Origin of the sequence: Pseudomonas fluorescens HK44 (genome assembly GCF_000217955.3) — a bacterium.
GTDB classification, from domain to species: Bacteria; Pseudomonadota; Gammaproteobacteria; order Pseudomonadales; family Pseudomonadaceae; genus Aquipseudomonas; species Aquipseudomonas fluorescens_AQ.
Map to the genome: position 1 here is coordinate 55,035 of NZ_AFOY02000004.1, position 17,147 is coordinate 72,181.

At 56.1% G+C, this 17,147-nt stretch carries 17 protein-coding genes and 1 pseudogene; 15 read left to right on the plus strand and 3 right to left on the minus strand.

Annotated elements, in window-relative coordinates; all coding sequences use genetic code 11:
* The first annotated feature begins 133 nt into the window (after positions 1-133).
* Positions 134-304: an Arc family DNA-binding protein gene (locus HK44_RS02055; RefSeq protein WP_019689952.1), complete on the plus strand. Its 171-nt coding sequence runs from the start codon at positions 134-136 to the stop codon at positions 302-304.
* Positions 285-1,238 carry a BRO-N domain-containing protein gene (locus HK44_RS29535; protein WP_242031533.1) on the plus strand — a complete coding sequence of 318 codons (954 nt, stop codon included), beginning with the start codon at positions 285-287 and terminating at the stop codon, positions 1,236-1,238. Before HK44_RS02055 ends, HK44_RS29535 begins: the two co-directional genes overlap by 20 nt.
* Positions 1,239-1,281: 43 nt before the next feature.
* Here HK44_RS29535 and HK44_RS02065 read toward each other — a convergent pair whose 3' ends face one another.
* Positions 1,282-1,752 carry a hypothetical protein gene (locus HK44_RS02065; protein ID WP_019689954.1) on the minus strand — a complete coding sequence of 157 codons (471 nt, stop codon included), beginning with the start codon at positions 1,750-1,752 and terminating at the stop codon, positions 1,282-1,284.
* A gap of 8 nt (positions 1,753-1,760) precedes the next feature.
* Entirely contained in the window at positions 1,761-1,991 is a 231-nt protein-coding gene (locus HK44_RS02070; RefSeq protein ID WP_019689955.1) for a hypothetical protein, read from the minus strand.
* Between HK44_RS02070 and HK44_RS02075 the strand changes: the two genes are divergently transcribed.
* The 12 genes from HK44_RS02075 (at position 1,990) to HK44_RS02130 (ending at position 12,830) form a co-directional block, all read left to right on the plus strand.
* Complete coding sequence (locus HK44_RS02075) at positions 1,990-3,999, plus strand: hypothetical protein (RefSeq protein WP_019689956.1); 2,010 nt, start codon at positions 1,990-1,992, stop codon at positions 3,997-3,999. The genes HK44_RS02070 and HK44_RS02075 overlap by 2 nt on opposite strands.
* Positions 4,000-4,005: 6 nt before the next feature.
* On the plus strand, positions 4,006-4,992 hold the full coding sequence (locus tag HK44_RS02080; RefSeq protein WP_019689957.1) for a hypothetical protein: 987 nt from the start codon (positions 4,006-4,008) through the stop codon (positions 4,990-4,992).
* A complete protein-coding gene (locus HK44_RS02085; protein WP_242031534.1) occupies positions 4,985-6,103 on the plus strand; it encodes a rhs element Vgr protein in 1,119 nt (372 codons plus the stop codon). Before HK44_RS02080 ends, HK44_RS02085 begins: the two co-directional genes overlap by 8 nt.
* Positions 6,100-6,645: a phage baseplate assembly protein V gene (locus tag HK44_RS02090; protein ID WP_019689959.1), complete on the plus strand. Its 546-nt coding sequence runs from the start codon at positions 6,100-6,102 to the stop codon at positions 6,643-6,645. Before HK44_RS02085 ends, HK44_RS02090 begins: the two co-directional genes overlap by 4 nt.
* Positions 6,642-7,007 (plus strand): hypothetical protein, encoded by a 366-nt coding sequence (locus HK44_RS02095; RefSeq protein WP_019689960.1) that lies wholly within the window; start codon positions 6,642-6,644, stop codon positions 7,005-7,007. The genes HK44_RS02090 and HK44_RS02095 overlap by 4 nt, the downstream gene beginning before the upstream one ends.
* A 1-nt stretch (position 7,008) precedes the next feature.
* Positions 7,009-8,136, plus strand: coding sequence for a baseplate J/gp47 family protein (locus tag HK44_RS02100; protein WP_019689961.1), 1,128 nt, complete (start codon positions 7,009-7,011; stop codon positions 8,134-8,136).
* Positions 8,137-8,793, plus strand: coding sequence for a hypothetical protein (locus HK44_RS02105; RefSeq protein WP_019689962.1), 657 nt, complete (start codon positions 8,137-8,139; stop codon positions 8,791-8,793).
* Between the two features lie 55 nt (positions 8,794-8,848).
* Positions 8,849-10,702, plus strand: a complete 1,854-nt coding sequence (locus HK44_RS02110; protein ID WP_019689963.1) for a hypothetical protein — start codon at positions 8,849-8,851, stop codon at positions 10,700-10,702.
* A gap of 14 nt (positions 10,703-10,716) precedes the next feature.
* Positions 10,717-11,277 (plus strand): hypothetical protein, encoded by a 561-nt coding sequence (locus tag HK44_RS02115; protein ID WP_019689964.1) that lies wholly within the window; start codon positions 10,717-10,719, stop codon positions 11,275-11,277.
* Positions 11,278-11,365: 88 nt separating this feature from the next.
* Positions 11,366-11,977, plus strand: coding sequence for a glycoside hydrolase family 19 protein (locus HK44_RS02120; RefSeq protein WP_019689965.1), 612 nt, complete (start codon positions 11,366-11,368; stop codon positions 11,975-11,977).
* On the plus strand, positions 11,974-12,321 hold the full coding sequence (locus HK44_RS02125; protein ID WP_019689966.1) for a DUF6527 family protein: 348 nt from the start codon (positions 11,974-11,976) through the stop codon (positions 12,319-12,321). The genes HK44_RS02120 and HK44_RS02125 overlap by 4 nt, the downstream gene beginning before the upstream one ends.
* Positions 12,318-12,830, plus strand: a complete 513-nt coding sequence (locus HK44_RS02130; RefSeq protein WP_019689967.1) for a DUF2514 domain-containing protein — start codon at positions 12,318-12,320, stop codon at positions 12,828-12,830. The genes HK44_RS02125 and HK44_RS02130 overlap by 4 nt, the downstream gene beginning before the upstream one ends.
* 578 nt (positions 12,831-13,408) lie before the next feature.
* Here the strand turns inward: HK44_RS02130 and HK44_RS30090 are convergent.
* Positions 13,409-14,840, minus strand: a pseudogene (locus HK44_RS30090) (IS1182 family transposase).
* Between the two features lie 549 nt (positions 14,841-15,389).
* Between HK44_RS30090 and HK44_RS02140 the strand changes: the two are divergent.
* Positions 15,390-16,892, plus strand: coding sequence for a DUF6056 family protein (locus tag HK44_RS02140; protein ID WP_019689969.1), 1,503 nt, complete (start codon positions 15,390-15,392; stop codon positions 16,890-16,892).
* Positions 16,893-17,147 lie beyond the last annotated feature (255 nt).

Sequence of the window (17,147 nt, forward strand, 5' to 3'; positions counted from 1 at the left end):
ACGCGGAGGAATTATCCCCGTACCTAAAGGGTACGGGCGCACGCTGCGCCGTGCAACAAAGGAAACATTGTTGTTGACAAAAGAAACAAAAGACACAAAACTACACAAACGAAACGACACAAAGGAAGCGGTCATGAGCGCGGAAAAACAGAAGAGGGTAGTAGGTGTCCGACTGGTAGATCAGATGCGTGAGACGCTCTCCAGAAAGGCCGAACAAAACGGGCGAAGCTTGAGCGGCGAGATTATCTACCGACTGAGGAAGTCGTTAGAGCAGGAGGCGGAACATGAAAAGCAACAGCCATAAAAAAGCCCCAAGCGCGCCAACGCTTGAGGCTCATGAAGCAGAACGTCAATCTACTAGGAAAAACGTCATGACGAATAATAGCACAGCTGTATCCAATGTCATCCCGTTCGATTTTCGCGGACATAGCGTCCGCGCAGTCTCCATCAATGGAGAGCCGTGGTTCGTCGCTGTCGATGTTTGCAAGGTACTTGGCCAGACCAATACAACCAAAGCCTTGTACGCGCTGGACGATGACGAACGGTCTAACTTTAAGTTAGGGCGTCAGGGCGATGTAAACATCATCAGTGAGTCGGGCCTTTACACCCTCACACTGCGCTGCCGCGACGCGGTGACGAAGGGCAGCAAGCCTCACGCCTTTCGCCGCTGGGTGACATCAGAGGTTCTGCCAGCCATCCGCAAGCATGGTAACTACGTCGACCGCTACAACGCCATGGGCGACCTCGTTGGCGCCGTCATCGGCACCAGCGGCGAGAACGTCCTTGACCGTGTGATCGACCAGAAAGCATCGCCGGTCCCGCATGCCCTTCAGCGCAGTTTCAAGCACACCATGAAGAGCCGGCTGCGCTCGCGCTTCAATGTTCAGCGGACAGCACTCATTCCAGCCGAGCATTTGGCGGACGCATGCAATTTCGTGGCTGCGTATGCCCTGGATGGTGAATGGATCGGTCGGTCCGACAAGGATGGGGTGTTTTTCAACGTTCATGAGGTCCAGCACATCTACTTGCTGATGTCTCGTCACGCCTCGCTCATGCGGGATCGCGAAGCCATCCTTTCGGCTGGTCGGCTCCTTGACTCAAGAACGCTCATTCGCGTGTTCGACCAGATCAATGAGGGGCGATCTTCATTTTCTTTTCTCGATGCACGGAGGTCGGAAATTTACAGCACGTATCTGTCTACCGGCTGCTCTCCGGGTGGGTATGCAGCTACTGCTTGATTTGAGGTAAAAGAAACCCCGCTTCGGCGGGGTTTATTTTTGACTACCGTTTATTCAAAAATGCTTTGGGCATCCAGAACGGCTTATTATCAGAGCCAGAAACCCAGATAGACATGGTGTCTTCTGGGTTGTTCATAACTGTTACAGAGATTTTGGATTTGCCTTTTTGGCACTGCGCCTGAGCTTCGTCGTAAGTAGAAACTTCCGCTTTAGAGCGCAACATGTCTAACATTTCTTTCGTCTGGCCCTCGAACTCTGGCTCTCCTGTTTTAGTGGAGATGTTTGGGAGCTTGCCTGTTATCTGGTAAGTCGCCTCTACCATTCCAATGGTTGTAGTCACGTATTCTGCGATATCCAGGGTTGGACAGGCAAAATAAAATTCATTCTTGGACTCTATAAATGTTACCGCCTTGTCTCCGGGGTTGCAGTCGACGATTGAGCACGACTTGCTCATGTCAGCTGCCGTACAAGTAGCGGATAATAACAGCGCTGCTATAAACGATATTGTCTTCATATTCATCCTTACTCTGGCTGAAGTGCCGCAATTGCAAAAAAGCCGACAACGATTATCACCGGCCCAAATATCCACCACATAGCAACCGCAAAAATCATCAGCCTCCCAATTTTGTCTAGCCAATCCAACTCCTTCTGAGCAACCTGATTTTTCGGAATGAATTTCTGCTTAGGGTACTGAGCACGCTTGGTGCGGCTCGCAAGCCACTCTTGAACCCTGAATTTCAAAGGAGCTTTCATGTCAGCAGAATCCTATAGTGTTGCCGTCAGGTTGAGCCTGACCAATATGGTCAGCTCAGGGCTTAAGATCATTGCAGCGGACTTGCTTGGCCTGGAAAAGAACGTCGGCCGGGTAGAAGAGAAGCTCAAAGCCCTCAAAATGATAGGCGTCGGTTGGGGTATTTCCAAGGCTGGCGACGGCATGCTAGGGATGATTGGCAAGACGGTTGAGGCGAGCAAGGAATACACGCACCAAGTCGCACAGATGAATATTCTGGGCATGAAGCAGGCCGAAATTGCCGATGTCATCTCCACAGCCTGGAAAACCTCGCGCGACGTAATTACTTCAAGTGCCGCTGACAATATTGAAGCATACCGTGAGCTGCGCGCCGTGTTCGGCGCAGGTCATGAACACGAAGCCTTGGCGGTACTTCCGATTGCTCAGCGGGCCAGTGCAATCATATCGTCGCTGACGGGAAAAATGGCATCGGTTAAGGACGTTGGCTACGACATCTCAAAGGCCGCTGAACTGACCACTGTTGGCGGCATGAATGAGGCACAGCTGGCCAAGCGCGCCGAGCAATTCACCAAGGCGTCGATCGCCTTTGGCGGCAAAATCAACATGCATGACTTTCACGGCGCTCTAAAGATGACTCGCGGCGCCTCGCTGAACTACAACGACGATTTCATCGCGCACTATTTCCCGACTCTGATTCAAGAAATGAAGACCGGTCATGCGGGCGCTTCAGGTGCTGGCGTGCTGCTGCGAAACTTCGACAGAGCAGTTGTTGGCCAAGTCATTCCACTGAACAAGCTTCAGACCTGGATGGATGCCGGCTTGGTTAAGGCGGGAAGCGTGGTCTGGAACAAGCATCATACCGGCCTGAAAAAGATCAATCCGGGCGGCGTGGTGGGGCAGGATTTGGCGAGCGCCAACCCACGCGACTGGTGGGAGCTTTATGGCGAGGCGGCCATCTCCAAGCTGATGAAGACGAAGGGGTTGACCGATATTCAGGCGATCAGCGCCTTGGGCACCAACCAGATGACGACTGACTTTTTTAAGAAGCTCCACTTCCAGAAGGTTCAGTTTGACAGAGACAAGATCCTCATCGACCAGGTTGGAAGCAGCAAGGATTCCTACGACAAATTGCTGAAGACAGATCCATTGCTCGCGCACAAAGCCCTGGATAAGCAGTGGGATAATGTTCTGGCTCGCATCGGTTACACAATTCTGCCAGTGATACTCCCTTACATGGTTAAGTTTGCGGACTGGCTCGACGGGATAGGGCAATGGATGCAGCACCATCCGGTCAAGCTGCAAGCCTTGGTTGGCAGTTTCCTTGCGATGGGTGTCGCATTCAGTATCCTCGGCAAAGTCATGATGGCGGCCGGCATTATCAAGCTCCTCGGGATTGGGCCGATGCTCATGGCGGCAGTAGCGCCGGTAGGGCTGGCCTTAGCTGCCATCGTAGTAGTCGGCCTCCTGCTCTGGAACAACTGGAATGAGATCAGCAGGGCGCTGACGGTGATGTGGGGCGATATCAAAACTGGATTCATCCAGCTGTTCCATGGCGATATATCGGGCGCCTTCAAGTCCTTTACTCATGTGTTTCTACTGGGCTGGCAAACGATCTTCAATACGCTGATTGCCGGGGCGAACACGATACTTCCAGAGTCTTTGAAAATAAAGAAAGTGCACTTTGCGGGCAATTACGACGGTGGGGAGACGCCCAATTCGGAACTCCCTGGAATACTGCCGAAGTACAGTTTCGCTCCGCCAGTGCTGTCACTGCTTCCCGAACTTGCAAAGCCGCCCGTGCCCAGCCCTCTGGTTGCTCCGGTCCCCCCAAAACAATCGGTGCTACTGCAGCTCACTCAGCCCATTCACTTGGACGGGAAGAAGATTGCCGAGTCGGTCACGACTCACATGACCCGCGAAGCTTCCAAGCCACAGACTGGCACCCAAGGCTTTGACCCATCCCGCAACCCATTCATGCCGGGCACTCCGAGCGTGGTCTACCCGAGGTAAGAACCCATGAGCTTCACCAGCTTCCTGGACAATTTCGCTCCGGGCGGGGATCCCTTTGCCACGCGGGTCATCTTGGGGGATTTCGAGTTCCAGGGATTGGAGGTTCCCGAGTCGGCCACACCGGGCGCCGGCAAGCAGCAACTGGTCATGCATAAGCTGGTCGGCGGCAAACGCGTCATCGACGTCATGGGCGTCGATTATGAGCCGATCAGTTGGTCTGGCTGGATTCTGGGGGCGACGGCGGGGCAACGGGTCACCGAGCTGGAGACCCTGCGTGATGCCGGCGAGCCGTTGGCGTTCAGTCTGGACGGCTACCACTTCCGGGTGATTCTTTCGGACTTCGTGCCGCGCTTCGAACACGTCTACCGGCGCCATTACAGCCTGGAGCTGACGGTGATCGAGCGCTTGGACGCGCCGGTCACAACCAATTCACTGTCGGGCACGCTGGATGCGCTGGTCAATAGCGATGTCGGCAAGTCCTTGGGACTGGCCAGCATCATCAATTCGGATGCCGTGACCAGCAGCATCAACACGGTGAAGGATGCGGTGTCGCAGGTGCAGGGCTTCGCCAATGCCACCATCGACACGGTGCAGACGGTGATTCGTCCGCTGGTGGCCGCGCAGGCGGTCGTGCAGTCGACGATTGCGCAGGTCGCCGGCTCGGTGAACGACATCACCACGCTCGGCGGCCTGATTCCGGGTAATCCGGTGTCGTCGGCGGCCAACAACGTGTTGCGTCAGGGTATGGCGCTGACCCAGCTCGCGCCGCTGTACCAGATGCAGAGCGTGCTGGAACGGATGCAGAAGAACGTGCTCGCCGGTCCGCTGGCCAATGGCACCTCCAGCGTCACCACCAGCAATTCCAGCCTTCAGAAGATCGCCGCCGACAGCTATGGCGATCAGTCGCGCTGGACCGAGATTGCCGCGGCCAACAGCATTGTTGACCCGCAACTCAACGGCATCCAGACGATCAAAATCCCCATAGGTGAATAAGTTGGATCTGAACACCGATGCGACAGCCCAAGACGTCCGACAAATAGTCGGACGTTTGCTTTTGAATGGGGTGGAAGTTCCGTTTTATTCGTGCGACGTCGACAGCAACGCCTTCTACTCGGCCGATACCTTCTCGGTCGTGTTCGTGCTGTCGGACATGCAGCCGCCCTACAACACGGTCAAATGGTGGGGTGATCAAACGGCGATTGAGGTGTCAATTTCCATCGGCGTGATCGGTCAGGGCATCACCGACTGGCGCACGCTGATTGTTGGTGGGGTGGACCGGCTGAAGATCCGCCTGGCGAAGCGCGAAGTGAGCGTCGAAGGACGGGATTACACCAGCCGCTTCATCGATACCAAGACCAACGAGAAGTTTTCCGGACAGACCACCAGTGAAGTGGCCACGCTGCTGGCCAAGCGTCGCGGCCTTACACCTGTGGTCACGGCGACCAAGACCAAGGTGGGCGACATCACCAAATGGGATCACGCGCACGTCACCGATGAGCGCACAGAATGGGACTTGCTGGCGTACTTGGCCGGCCTTGACGGCTTTCAGGTGTACGTCACCGGTGACGAACTGCACTACGAGCCGGCGCTCGACCCGGCGACCACCGACCAGTACCTGATTCGCTGGGTCGAGCCAGGATTGCTGGCCTACCCGCAATCCAACACCTCGGATGACTTGGAATTTGAGCGTGACCTGACCATCGCCAAGGGCGTGACGGTGCAGGTCATCTCCTACAAGGACGGCAAGACCTATACCGCGACCTTTCCGAACAACTCGGCCAAAGGCATTGCGCCCGGCCAATCGACGTCGAAGCGCCAGGTCTACGAGATCAAGCGCAACGGCCTCGACCTGAACCAGGCACAGCAACTCGCCCAGAAGATCCACAAGCAAATCACCGACCACGAAATGCGCCTGTCCTGCTCGATGCCCGGCGACAACTCGCTGATGCCGAACACGATCGTCCGGCAGGAAGGGACCGGATCGGGCTTCGACCAGCTGTATTACGTGGACGCGGTGCGGCGCTCGCTGAGCTTCGAGTCGGGCTACACCATGAGCCTCACGGCGAAGAACCATAACCCCAATTCACTGCAGGTGGCGCCATGATCGCAGGTTTCGCGAATGCCTTGCGCCAGCATGGCAACACAGACGATACAGGGCCGCGCACCGGGATAATCTCCAGCTACGATCCTGGCAGCGGTGTAAAGGTCAAGATTCAGCCAGAAGACCGAGAAACGAACTGGATTCAGCTGGACTGCCCTGGCGTCGGGAATGGCTGGGGCGTCCAGATCGGCCCCCAGATAGGCGACGAGGTAACCGTCTCGTTTGAATCGAATGACCCGAACCTCGGCAAAGTCACGGCTCGCCACGCAAACAGCAATAACCTGCCTATGCCGGTGCCGTCCGGCGAAATCTGGATGGTTCACAAGTCTGGCTCGCTGCTCAAGTTCCATAACGACGGATCGGTCGAGATCAAGGCGGCAGCCGGAATGGCCTATACGGCGACCGTGCACCAATTCCATGGGCCAATAACCACTGACAGCACCATTACGGCGGCCGGCGATGTTGTGGCCGGCACAGTCAGCCTGGAAAACCACCTGCATAACGGTGGGACCATCAGCGGCAAGACCTCGGCGCCTATCCCATGAAAGACCTGAACCACTACGTCGGCGGCGATCTTTCGCTATCGCCGACCGGCAGTCTATCGACTGTCGAAGGCATCGAGCGCGGTAAGCAGCGGATTCTACGCCGGCTGATCACTAACCCCGGCGACTACCTGTTCCACCCGGAATACGGCGCCGGTCTCGGCCGCTACGTCGGCGCGCTGATGAACATCCCGGAAATCATCGCCCTCATTCGCGGACAGATTCTGCTCGAGGACTGCGTGGCGAAAAAGCCTGCGCCGGTCATATCGGTCTCGTCATCGAACGACACCCTGTCCGTCACTATCAGCTACACCGACTCTGCTTCTGGCGAGCCGGTGACGCTCTCGTTTGAGGTAAATCGCTGATATGGCAACGCTCAATATCAAGGACTTCACCACCCTCGTAAGGGACCAGGTGACTGCCGTTCAGGGTAGGGCGGCCGGACTGGTCGACTTCACCATTGGTTCCCTGTTGCGGGCCTGCGCCGAGAGCAATGCCAGCGTGCTGCAATGGCTCCAGCAGCTGATCGTGACGCTGCTGATCAATACTCGCGCCTCGACCTGTGTCGGGCCTGATCTTGATAGCTGGATGGCTGACTTCGGCTTCTATCGGCTGTCGGCCAGTTTCGCGACCGGCAGCGTCACCTATTCGCGCTTCACGCCGACCAATTCTGCACTGATCCCGATTGGCGCTCTGGTCGGCTCGACCGATGGCTCTCAGCAGTTCGCGGTGACGATCGACACCACAAATGCGATGTACAGCGCCACGCTGGGCGGCTACCTGATCCCGGCTGGGACTGCATCTGCGACGGTTCCGGTGATTGCCAGTACGGCCGGCGCTGCAGGTAATGCGCTGATCGGCACCGTCACGGTGATCGTCGGCAGCATCAGCGGCGTCGATACGGTGTCCAATGCCGCAGTCTTCGCCAACGGTGTTGATCCAGAGCTAGATCCAGCATTCCGCGCGCGCTTCGTGCTCTGGGTGCAGTCGCTGTCCAAGGGTACGAAAGCAGCCATCGGTTACGTACTGTCCTCGATGCAGGCCGGTGTCACCTATACGCTGACCGAGAACCAGGACTACAGCGGAAATGTGCTCTACGGCTACTTCTATGCGGTGGTCGATGACGGCAGTGGTGCGCCATCAGGTGCGTTCTTGGTAACGGCTGGCGCGACCATTGAGTCAGTCAGGGGGTTTACCACATGGTATGGCGTATTCGCCCCGGTATTGGTGACGGCCAACGTCGGCATGACCATTACGACCGATGCGACGGTGACGCATAGCGTGGCGGTTGCTCAAGTCACAACCGCCATACAGACCTACATCTCAAAGCTCAGGCTCGGGCAAATGCTTCCCTATACCCAACTTGCAGCCATCGCCTATGCCGTGAGCCCGGCCATCACGAACGTCTCTGGCGTTCTACTCAACGGCAGCACGGCCGACCTTGGCGCAACCAAACAGCAGGTCATTCGACCCGGCACAGTGACGGTGGCTTAAATGAGTGTCGGCGACCAAGACGATATGTTCGGCCGGCTGAAGAACTTGCTTCCAGTCGGCTGGTTTGGTGACAACAACCCGGTCAGGGACGCACTGCTGTGGGGTTATGCGCAGGCGCTGTCATGGGGCTTCACCCTCTATCTCTATGCGAAGAACCAGACGCGGATCAAAACCGCTTCTGACGGCTGGCTCGACCTGATCGGGCTGGATTTCTTCGGCAACAACCTGATCCGCTATTCCAATCAGCTCGACCCGAGTTACCGGAATCGAATCCTGATCAATATTTTCCGAGAGCGCGCCACGCGCCACGGCATGGATCGGGTGCTGTTTGACCTGACCGGCCGGCACCCACTGATCATTGAGCCAGCCTGCCCGACAGACGCGGGCTGCTTGGGCCTGACGCTGGGTCTTGGCGTTGCCGGGCCGCTTGGCTCTACCTCATGCCCCTATCAGGCGTTCGTCACTGCCTATCGGCCCGCAGGAAGTGGTGCGGCCAACTGGCCAGGCGTTGCCACGAACTGGTTTGGCCTCTCCCAGACCAGCGGCCTAGTCCCAGCAGCGCAAATCGCCCCCGCGGTATCGGATGCCGACATCGTCGCGGCCATTGAAGCCACCAAACTCTATGGCACGACCGTCTGGTATCGAATCACCAACTGATTTCACTCATTCAACTCTATAGCCCGCCTTGAGCGGGTTTTTTATTGGGGATTCCATGGACAGACAGATCGTTTATCCCGGCCAGATTCTGCCGGAAACCAGCCTGCTCCAGATGGCGAAAGATTCCATGATTGGTCTGGCAAAGCTATCGGCTGCGGTTCTCGGTACCAGCACCATGGCGAACGGCTTTGCCGTGACGCCGACCGGACCGGCATCGCTGCAAGTGGTTTGCGCGCCGGGCGAGATCTACGGACTGACCAGTATCGACGCCCTGGCGTTCTCGACGCTGCCGGCCGATACCGCGCACTCGATCATGAAGCAGGGCATCCTGCTCGATGGTGTGACGCTAAGCTGCCCGGCGCCGGGCACATCCGGGAAATCCATTAACTACCTGGTGCAGGCGACCTACCAGGACTCCGATTCAGCGCCGGTTCTGCTGCCTTATTACAATAGCGCCAACCCTGCGCTGCCTTATAGTGGCATGGGGAACAACGGCCTGACGCAGAACACGTCGCGCAAGGGCGCAGCAATCGTTGCGGTCAAGGCCGGCGCATCGGCCAACACTGGCAGCCAGGTAACGCCCGCTCCTGATGCCGGTTACATCGGTCTGTACGTGGTGACTGTGGCGTTCGGTCAGACCACGATCACCTCGACCAGCATTTCGCAGTACAGCGGAGCGCCACTGCTGCCGAGCGGAATTTTGCAGTCCATTCAGAACGGCAACACCTCGTCCGCCGTCGACACCGGCACCGCCAACACTTACGTCTGCGCCTTCACGCCAGCTATTACCGCTCGCAGTGAGCAGCAGCCGCTGCGCTTCAAGGTCAAGACATCCAATACCGGCGCCTCAACTTTCAACGATGGCTTGGGCGCTGTAGCTCTGGTCGGTGGCGCGCATTCAGCCCTTCAAGGCGGCGAGCTGGTTGCCAATGGTGACGCGTGGGTGCAGTGGAACACCTCAATCGGCGGTGGCTCCTACATCCTGCTGTTCTGCACGGGAGCAGCTGAGCAAGTAGCACCAGCCACCCAAAGCCAGCATGCCACCCAACTCGGCCAGGTCCAGGCGCTCCCATCCTCGCTGCAATCTATTACGGCATCGGTTGCTTCCAGCGCCCTAACGCTGACCTGGGCCGCGCAGCCGCTGGTGTTTCGTAATGCCACGTTGGCCAACGGCGCGCCAGTGTCGGCGACCCCCGCCGGCACGCTGTCGCTGGTCGTGCCAGCGGGCGCCACGCTGGGCACTACCTCTGGGAAAGCCGCGCAGTTGGTGCTATTGGTGGCCTACAACGCCGGCACGCCTGTCCTGTGCGTGGGGAACATCGCGGGCGACTTGGACCTTAGCGAGGCAGGGGTCATCACTCCAACCACCATCAGCGCCGGCGCCACCTTGGCCAGTACGATTTATTCGGCGTCGGCGGTGGCAGCCGGTTCGCCCTATCGGGTGCTCGGCTATATCCAGATCACTGAAGCAGCGGCGGGGACCTGGGCCACGGCGCCGACCCTGGTGCAGGGGGCCGGCGGCCAGGCTTCAGCTTCATTCCTGGCCAGAAAGGGCCTTTCCGGAACGGCATATACCTCATCCACCCCGGCAGCCAACGCGGCATTCTCACTCACAGTTACAGCGGGTTCATTTGTTGCGCCTTGCAACGGCGTGGTATTTGCCTCCCACGCAACGAACTCCCCCGCCCAGCCCGCTTCTATCTCCAGTGGGGTAACCATCTCGGGCTCTATTTCAGGATCGGCTGCTGCGACAGACATCGGATATAGCACGACAGTCAACTGCGTAAGCCTGGCTGTAGTTCAGGGTGAAACAGTTACGGTAACTGGCGCAACTTCAGGGTCTGCAACTAACGTGGCATGGGTCTCACTTGGCCGGAACGCCGGCTTTATGTTTATTCCTGCGAACTAATTAGGTATTAATCCATGTATGTAATTCAGTTTAATGCTGATGGCACGCCGTTCGGCTGTGTGATGCTTTCCGGGGTTGCAGAAAACAACATCCTCGAAGACTCCGAAGTTGAATGCACAGAGGACCAGTTTAATAACTACCTAAGTTATCGACGGGTCAATGGTGTGATCACCTTGGCAGCGGTAGCTGATCTGGTGGCCAATGCTCAGCCGATTCAGTCGGCTCTGGTGGATGCTGCGTGTGCCGCCGCCATTGTTTCCGGATTCACCTGTGACGCGTTGGTGCCGGGTACGCCGTACACCTATCCGTCAAAGCTGACCGATCAGGCTAATCTGTCGGACTCGGTGTTGTCTTCGCTGGTCCCGGGGTTGGCTACCAATTGGACAACCCCGTTCTGGTGCGCCGATGAAACGGGGACTTGGGGTTATCGCGAGCATACGGCCGCGCAGATTCAAGCAGTCGGCGTGTGCCGCAAGACGATGATCACCGTGATGATCTCGAAAAAGATCACGCTGGAGGCGGCTATAGCAGCTGCGGCCACGGTTGAGGCCGTACAAGCCGTAGTCTGGCGCTGAGCAAGTCGTCTGGCCTCAGTTACCGGCCTGATCGCAGCAAGAAAAAACACCCGCCATCGAGCGGGTTTATTTTCGCCCGGAGAAAAGTATGCCCATCACCCAGCAGCAGTTGCTGCAAATCTTCCCGAACGCCGGCCCAGTTGCCGGCGTTTTTGTGCCTGTGCTGAACACCGCGATGGGGCGGTTCCAGATCATTACGGTACGACGGATTGCTGCGTTCATCGCACAAGTCGGCCATGAGTCGGGGCAGCTCGCTCGCGTCGTGGAGAACCTGAACTATGGCGCTCCGGGGCTGATGGCGACGTGGCCGAACCGGTTTCCGGCCGATCTCGCCGCTGCCTGCGCGCGTCAGCCGGAGAAGATCGCGAACATTGCCTATGCCTCGCGCATGGGTAACGGCAACTCGACTAGCGGTGATGGCTGGATGTATCGGGGTAGGGGGCTGATCCAGATCACGGGTCGCGCCAATTATCAAGAGTGTGGCGATGCACTGGGTGTGGACCTGGTCGGCAATCCGGACCTGCTGACACAGCCTCAGTACGCCGCACTATCGGCCGCCTGGTTCTGGTCGATCAATGGGCTGAACACCCTGGCCGACGCCGGCAACTTCACCGGCATCACGCAGCGGATCAACGGCGGACAGAACGGCGCGGCGGACCGGCTGAACCTCTACAACACTGCGCTGAAGGTGCTGGCATGACTGCTTTCACGAAGCTTTCCCGAGCGCTGGCCAAATCTGAGGAAGATCGGCTTTTCTTCAGGTGCCCAGGCTGCGACATGGTTCACGGCATATCTCATGGGGCGGGCGCTGGGCCGCGCTGGGGATGGAGCGGCGATGTCGAGAAGCCGACCTTCACGCCGAGTGTACTGGTCACATGGAGTGAACCGAGCGACAACCCGGGCGAATTTGACGATATCTCCAAGGACGTGAAGAAAGTCTGCCACTCGTTCGTGACCGATGGTCGCATCCAGTTCCTTGGCGACTGCACGCACGCACTGGCTGGGCAGACGGTCGACTTGCCTGACTGGGAGGATGAAGAATGACTGTCTACCTGAAAGCGGGCGCCATCCTGCTACTGATTACTCTGGCGTGCGGCGCGCTGTTCGGCGCCTATCACCACGGCGAGACCCTGGCCAATGCCGAGTGGCAGGACCGCTGGGACAAGGCTGTCGCCCAGCAGCAAAAGGACAAGGCCGCCGCCGAGTCTGCCGCCCGGGTAGAAGAGCAACGCCGCCAACATGCAACTGACGAGGTAGCAATCCATGCCACACAAGCACTTGAACAGGCTCGCACTGATGCTGCTACTGCCAACACTGCTGCTGGCCGGCTGCGCGAATCAGCCGCAAAGCTGGTCACCGCTGCCAGTAGCTGCTCCGGCAATTCCGGAACTGCCACCGCAGGCACGCCAGCAACCAACCCCGGCAATCTGCTCGCCGTCGTGCTCGACAAATCTGTCCAGCGAAATCGGGAATTGGCAGAAATCGCTGATACTGCCCGAGTGAATGGATTGGCCTGTGAAGCGGCCTATGATGCTTTGGTGAAACGGGAATAGGGGATTGTGTTCGGTCGGCAGGACGCCGAGGAGGGGGGGGGTAAAATCAGTTCCCAAACTCAAAGGCGAGCCCGTATTCTGCGCGGTCTGTAGAGCATCTGTTTTGCCCTAGTTTCGGAACTAAAAAAGGCTGGAGGCCGCTGCCTATATGCGTTTCCGTATCGGATTGCAAATCCGCCTACGCCGGTTCGATTCCGACCTCGGCCTCCACTATTAAAACCCCGTAGATCAATGGTCTACGGGGTTTTTTATTGCCTGCGATTTGGTAAGTGTTCCGCAACTTTTTGGATGTGTTCCGCAACCTGCCGGCTTTTTTCGTGGGTAATTGCACTGACTTGACCGCCCGTTTGCATTCGATCTGACCAGTCATTTGCATCGGACTTGACCAGCAGGCTTCGTAACCATGACCGGCAGAGAACGGCCCAGAGTGTGTAAAAACGCTTTCGTATATCGAGTGCGTCAACCAGGCGTTCCTGGGCGATGCGATTGCCCAAGCGTTTTCCGTGATAGCATTTACTGACGTTCCAAAGCGGTTATGTAGCGGTTTAGCGCCTTCTGGGGCTGAGAAAACCGAGACTTTACGCCCTCATCGCCTTCAGCAAGCTTGCTGTACCGATAATGCTCATAACCCGCTTCATGTTGTAGGCGAGTACATTCAGACTCATCTCCGCGCTTACCCCGACCAGTTTGCGCGTCAGGAAATGCGTTGAGCCCATCCATTGTTTGAGCGTCCCGAAGGGATGCTCAACTGTCCTTTTTCGGATTCGCATCATGTCCGGTGCATGGTTCAACCGACGCTGCATTTCCTCCAGCACCGCTTCATGTTCCCAGCGTCTTACTCGACGATTTTTGCTCGGTGTGCACTGCGTTTTCAGCGCGCAGCCCTGGCATTTCGAACTCCAATAACAGTGCATATTCATGCCTTTCTCAATACTGGAGAAGCGCCAGGGCAGCGCCTCTCCCGCCGGACAGATGTATTCGTTTTTCGTCGCGTCATAAACGAAAGCATCTTGTTGAATCGACCATCCGCCTTGGCGCTTGAAGTCATCGGCTTTGGCACGTAGGCAGTGATGTCCGCGTCGTGACAGGCAAGGATTTCTTCACTCTTGAAGTAACCTCGGTCAGCTACCACCGCCAGCGTTTCTGACGCCATGGCATCGCGAGCCTGCTTCGCCATCGAGCTGAGTTGATCGCGGTCGGAACCGAAGTTGGTGACCTCATGAGCAACGATCAAATGGTTCTGGGTATCAACCGCTGTTTGCACGTTGTAGCCGACGATTCCCGTGCCGCGCGTCATCATGGAGCGGGCGTCTGGATCGGTCAGTGAGACCTGTTTATCCGGCGATTCGTTGAGCTGGATTTCTATCGCTTGAAGCTCTTTCATTTGCGTCTTCAGCTTGGCGATTTTCTCTTCCAGCCGCACGGCGTTGGGCTCGGAGGCTGTTGGTTCTTGCCGATCGGCAGCATCGAGTGCCGTCAGATAACGGTTGATGCTCGATTCAATTTCTTCCATTCGCCGCTTCAGTTTGGCGCTGGTGAAATTGCGGTCGCGGTTGTTGACTGCTTTGAATTTACTGCCGTCGATGGCGACCAGATTTTCTCCAAACAGTCCCAACTGCTGACACAGCACAACGAACTGGCGACAGACGCCTCGGATGGCCTTGCTGTTGTCTTTTCGGAAGCTGGCGATGGTCTTGAAATCCGGCATCAAAACGCCCCGTCAACCACATCAGCTCGACGTTGCGCTGGGCTTCTCGCTCCAAACGGCGGCTCGACTGGATGCGGTTGAGATAGCCGTAGATGTAGATCTTCAGCAGGATCGCAGGGTGATAAGCAGGCCGGCCAGTATCAGCTGGAATGGCACTTTCAAAAACCCAGATTGACCAGGTCGAGTTCGTCGACAAAGACGTCGACTATGCGCACCGGATTGGTATCGCATACGTAGTCGTCGAGGCTCTCGGGGAGTAAGGTGCCTTGGCCTCGATGTTCACCTTGGATAAAGCGCTTCATGGGCGATCCCTGCAATGAAATCCACAGAAATCATAGCAAGGGTTCGCGAAGGTGTTTTTACACACTCTGGGCCAATAGCAGACGTTGCAAAAATTACTCCTGATGGAGAAGCAGACGGTCGCACGGGATAAGCCAGCCGAACGAAATGAGGTTTTTTACAGTCTCAATCGGGACAGGGGGACGCCTAAGGTCGCCTCCCTCCCATTACCACCGTACATACGGGGCAAGTATACGGCTGTTCGGTTCATTGAGTTTCCCAACCGAGCCGATACTTGTTATGCTGGCTGACGCAAATCAAACTAATTACGTGTTGCAAGGATGGCCGGCCATAAAGCAGTATGAACAAATCATCACTGCTTTGAGAACGATAATCAGCAGCCTTCCAATAATAGCCTTGCTGAATAGGTACATGGACAAGTAAGACTGCCATTTCGCGCTTTAGCTTTCCGCCAGCGAAATGTTATCTGTTCGTTTAAGAATCGGCCAGCTCCTTTACTATACAAGCGTAATAATTGAAATAACAACGCTGACAGAGATGAAACGCGACCCATGAAGCGCCCCATATTTGCTCGTTACGAAACGGCTCCAGCTCTAATCGGTGCAGTAGCGCTGTCAATCGTTTTTCTGTTCTCGGTGCTGAGCTTATTTTCATTCCCTGCGGTAGATGATTTTGCGTATTTTGATCAAGTAAACCAGTTTGGGTTTTGGGGAGCGCAGCGTGAATGGTACATGCATTGGTCAGGTCGATACACGGCGACTGCGGTCATGTCGATTTTTGCCGAGCTGCCAGGGGGCGAGCGTTATTATTTCCTCGGCCCCCTGTCAGCCATTGCACTTTCATTGATGACGACGTTTACTTTTTTCCAATCAGTCGTCGGTCGCAAGTTACCTCTGCTTACTACTTGCGTATGCTCTCTTGCATTCTGGGTTATATATATTTCAGGCTTGCCTAACATTGCGCAATCGGTCTACTGGGATATGGGTATTGCAGACTATCAACTTGCAAACGTGGCCCTTCTCTTTGTTCTAGCTGTTGCGGCGCGGCGTGAATTTTATCCGTCTAATAATTATTTGATAATCGCGCTGCGCTTTCTGACGGCGGCGGTGATTACGGCCATTGCGGTTGGGTCGAATGAACTCACTATGATTTCAGTGCTGACGATATTGTCAGCTTTACTTTTTTTGGCGGTGCGACTGCGGCGTGATAGTGCTCGATTTTGGCTCGCGATATTAGTAATTGGAGTTGTCTGCTCTTTTATCTCTGTTTTGGCACCGGGTAATGCAGTACGTGCAGCCAGCTTAACAAGCAATGGACTGATTCGACCTCCAACCTGGCTAGCGACAATTATGTTTGTGCCGTGGGTTATTCTCAGGGCTACCAACTGGTTGGCCAATCCAGCCCTATGGGCATCTGCAGTACTTCTACATTTCGCCACGCGCGATCAGTTCCACCAACTATTTTTCCGTGACGGACAATTTCAATATAAGTGGCTGTATTTTCCCTTGGCTTGGGTGGTGTTGCTGTTCGCGCTAAATGGGGTTGGCTTCTTAATCAATCATTACCCACTTCCGGATCGTGCCGAGTGTGTTGTTTATTTTGTATTTTTGCTGGGGTGCTATCCAACATTAATCATATTGTTTCATTGGGCTTTCAAAGGAGCCCCTCTGAGAGCTTCAGCCTCTTTCGTGCACGTGGTGCAAATTCTGCTAGTCATCAGTCTGCTGGGTTCAGCGAGTGTTTATGAAGCGGTCAAAGACCTTTATCGAGGGCACCGCTATTGGGTGGAAATGCGTGGGCGCTTTGAGATAATCAAGGGCGCTGTAGGTGAAGGGCAGCTCAATCCCTTGGTTCCAAGTGTGACCAGGCTTCCTCGCACCATTTCAGTCGCTGAACTTTCTACTGATGCGGGCGAACTATCCAACACGCTAATGGCAAAATATTATGCTTTAAAAACCATTAGACTAGGGCCTCCAAACAACGTTATTGGCGAGCAACATAATGTAATGAGCCAGCCGCCGGATGTGAGAGCGGTCTCATCAGATATGGACTAACGGCCATTGTGAAATGGTGAGATCTTAATCTTGCATCCACTGTGCACTTCTCCTAAATATTCAAAGCTTGCGGCTAAAGCTTTTGCAAATCCGCCACGCGACTAAGGCGTTTGCATTCAACATTAAACGCAACGCTTCGATTAATGCAGGCTGCTTGGTGTCAATGCAGGGCGTTGGCTGACGAAGTCCATTCAAATGGACCTGGAAGCAGCACGGGGATGAGCAACTCTCCGCGGCTTTATTCCAATTATCCCA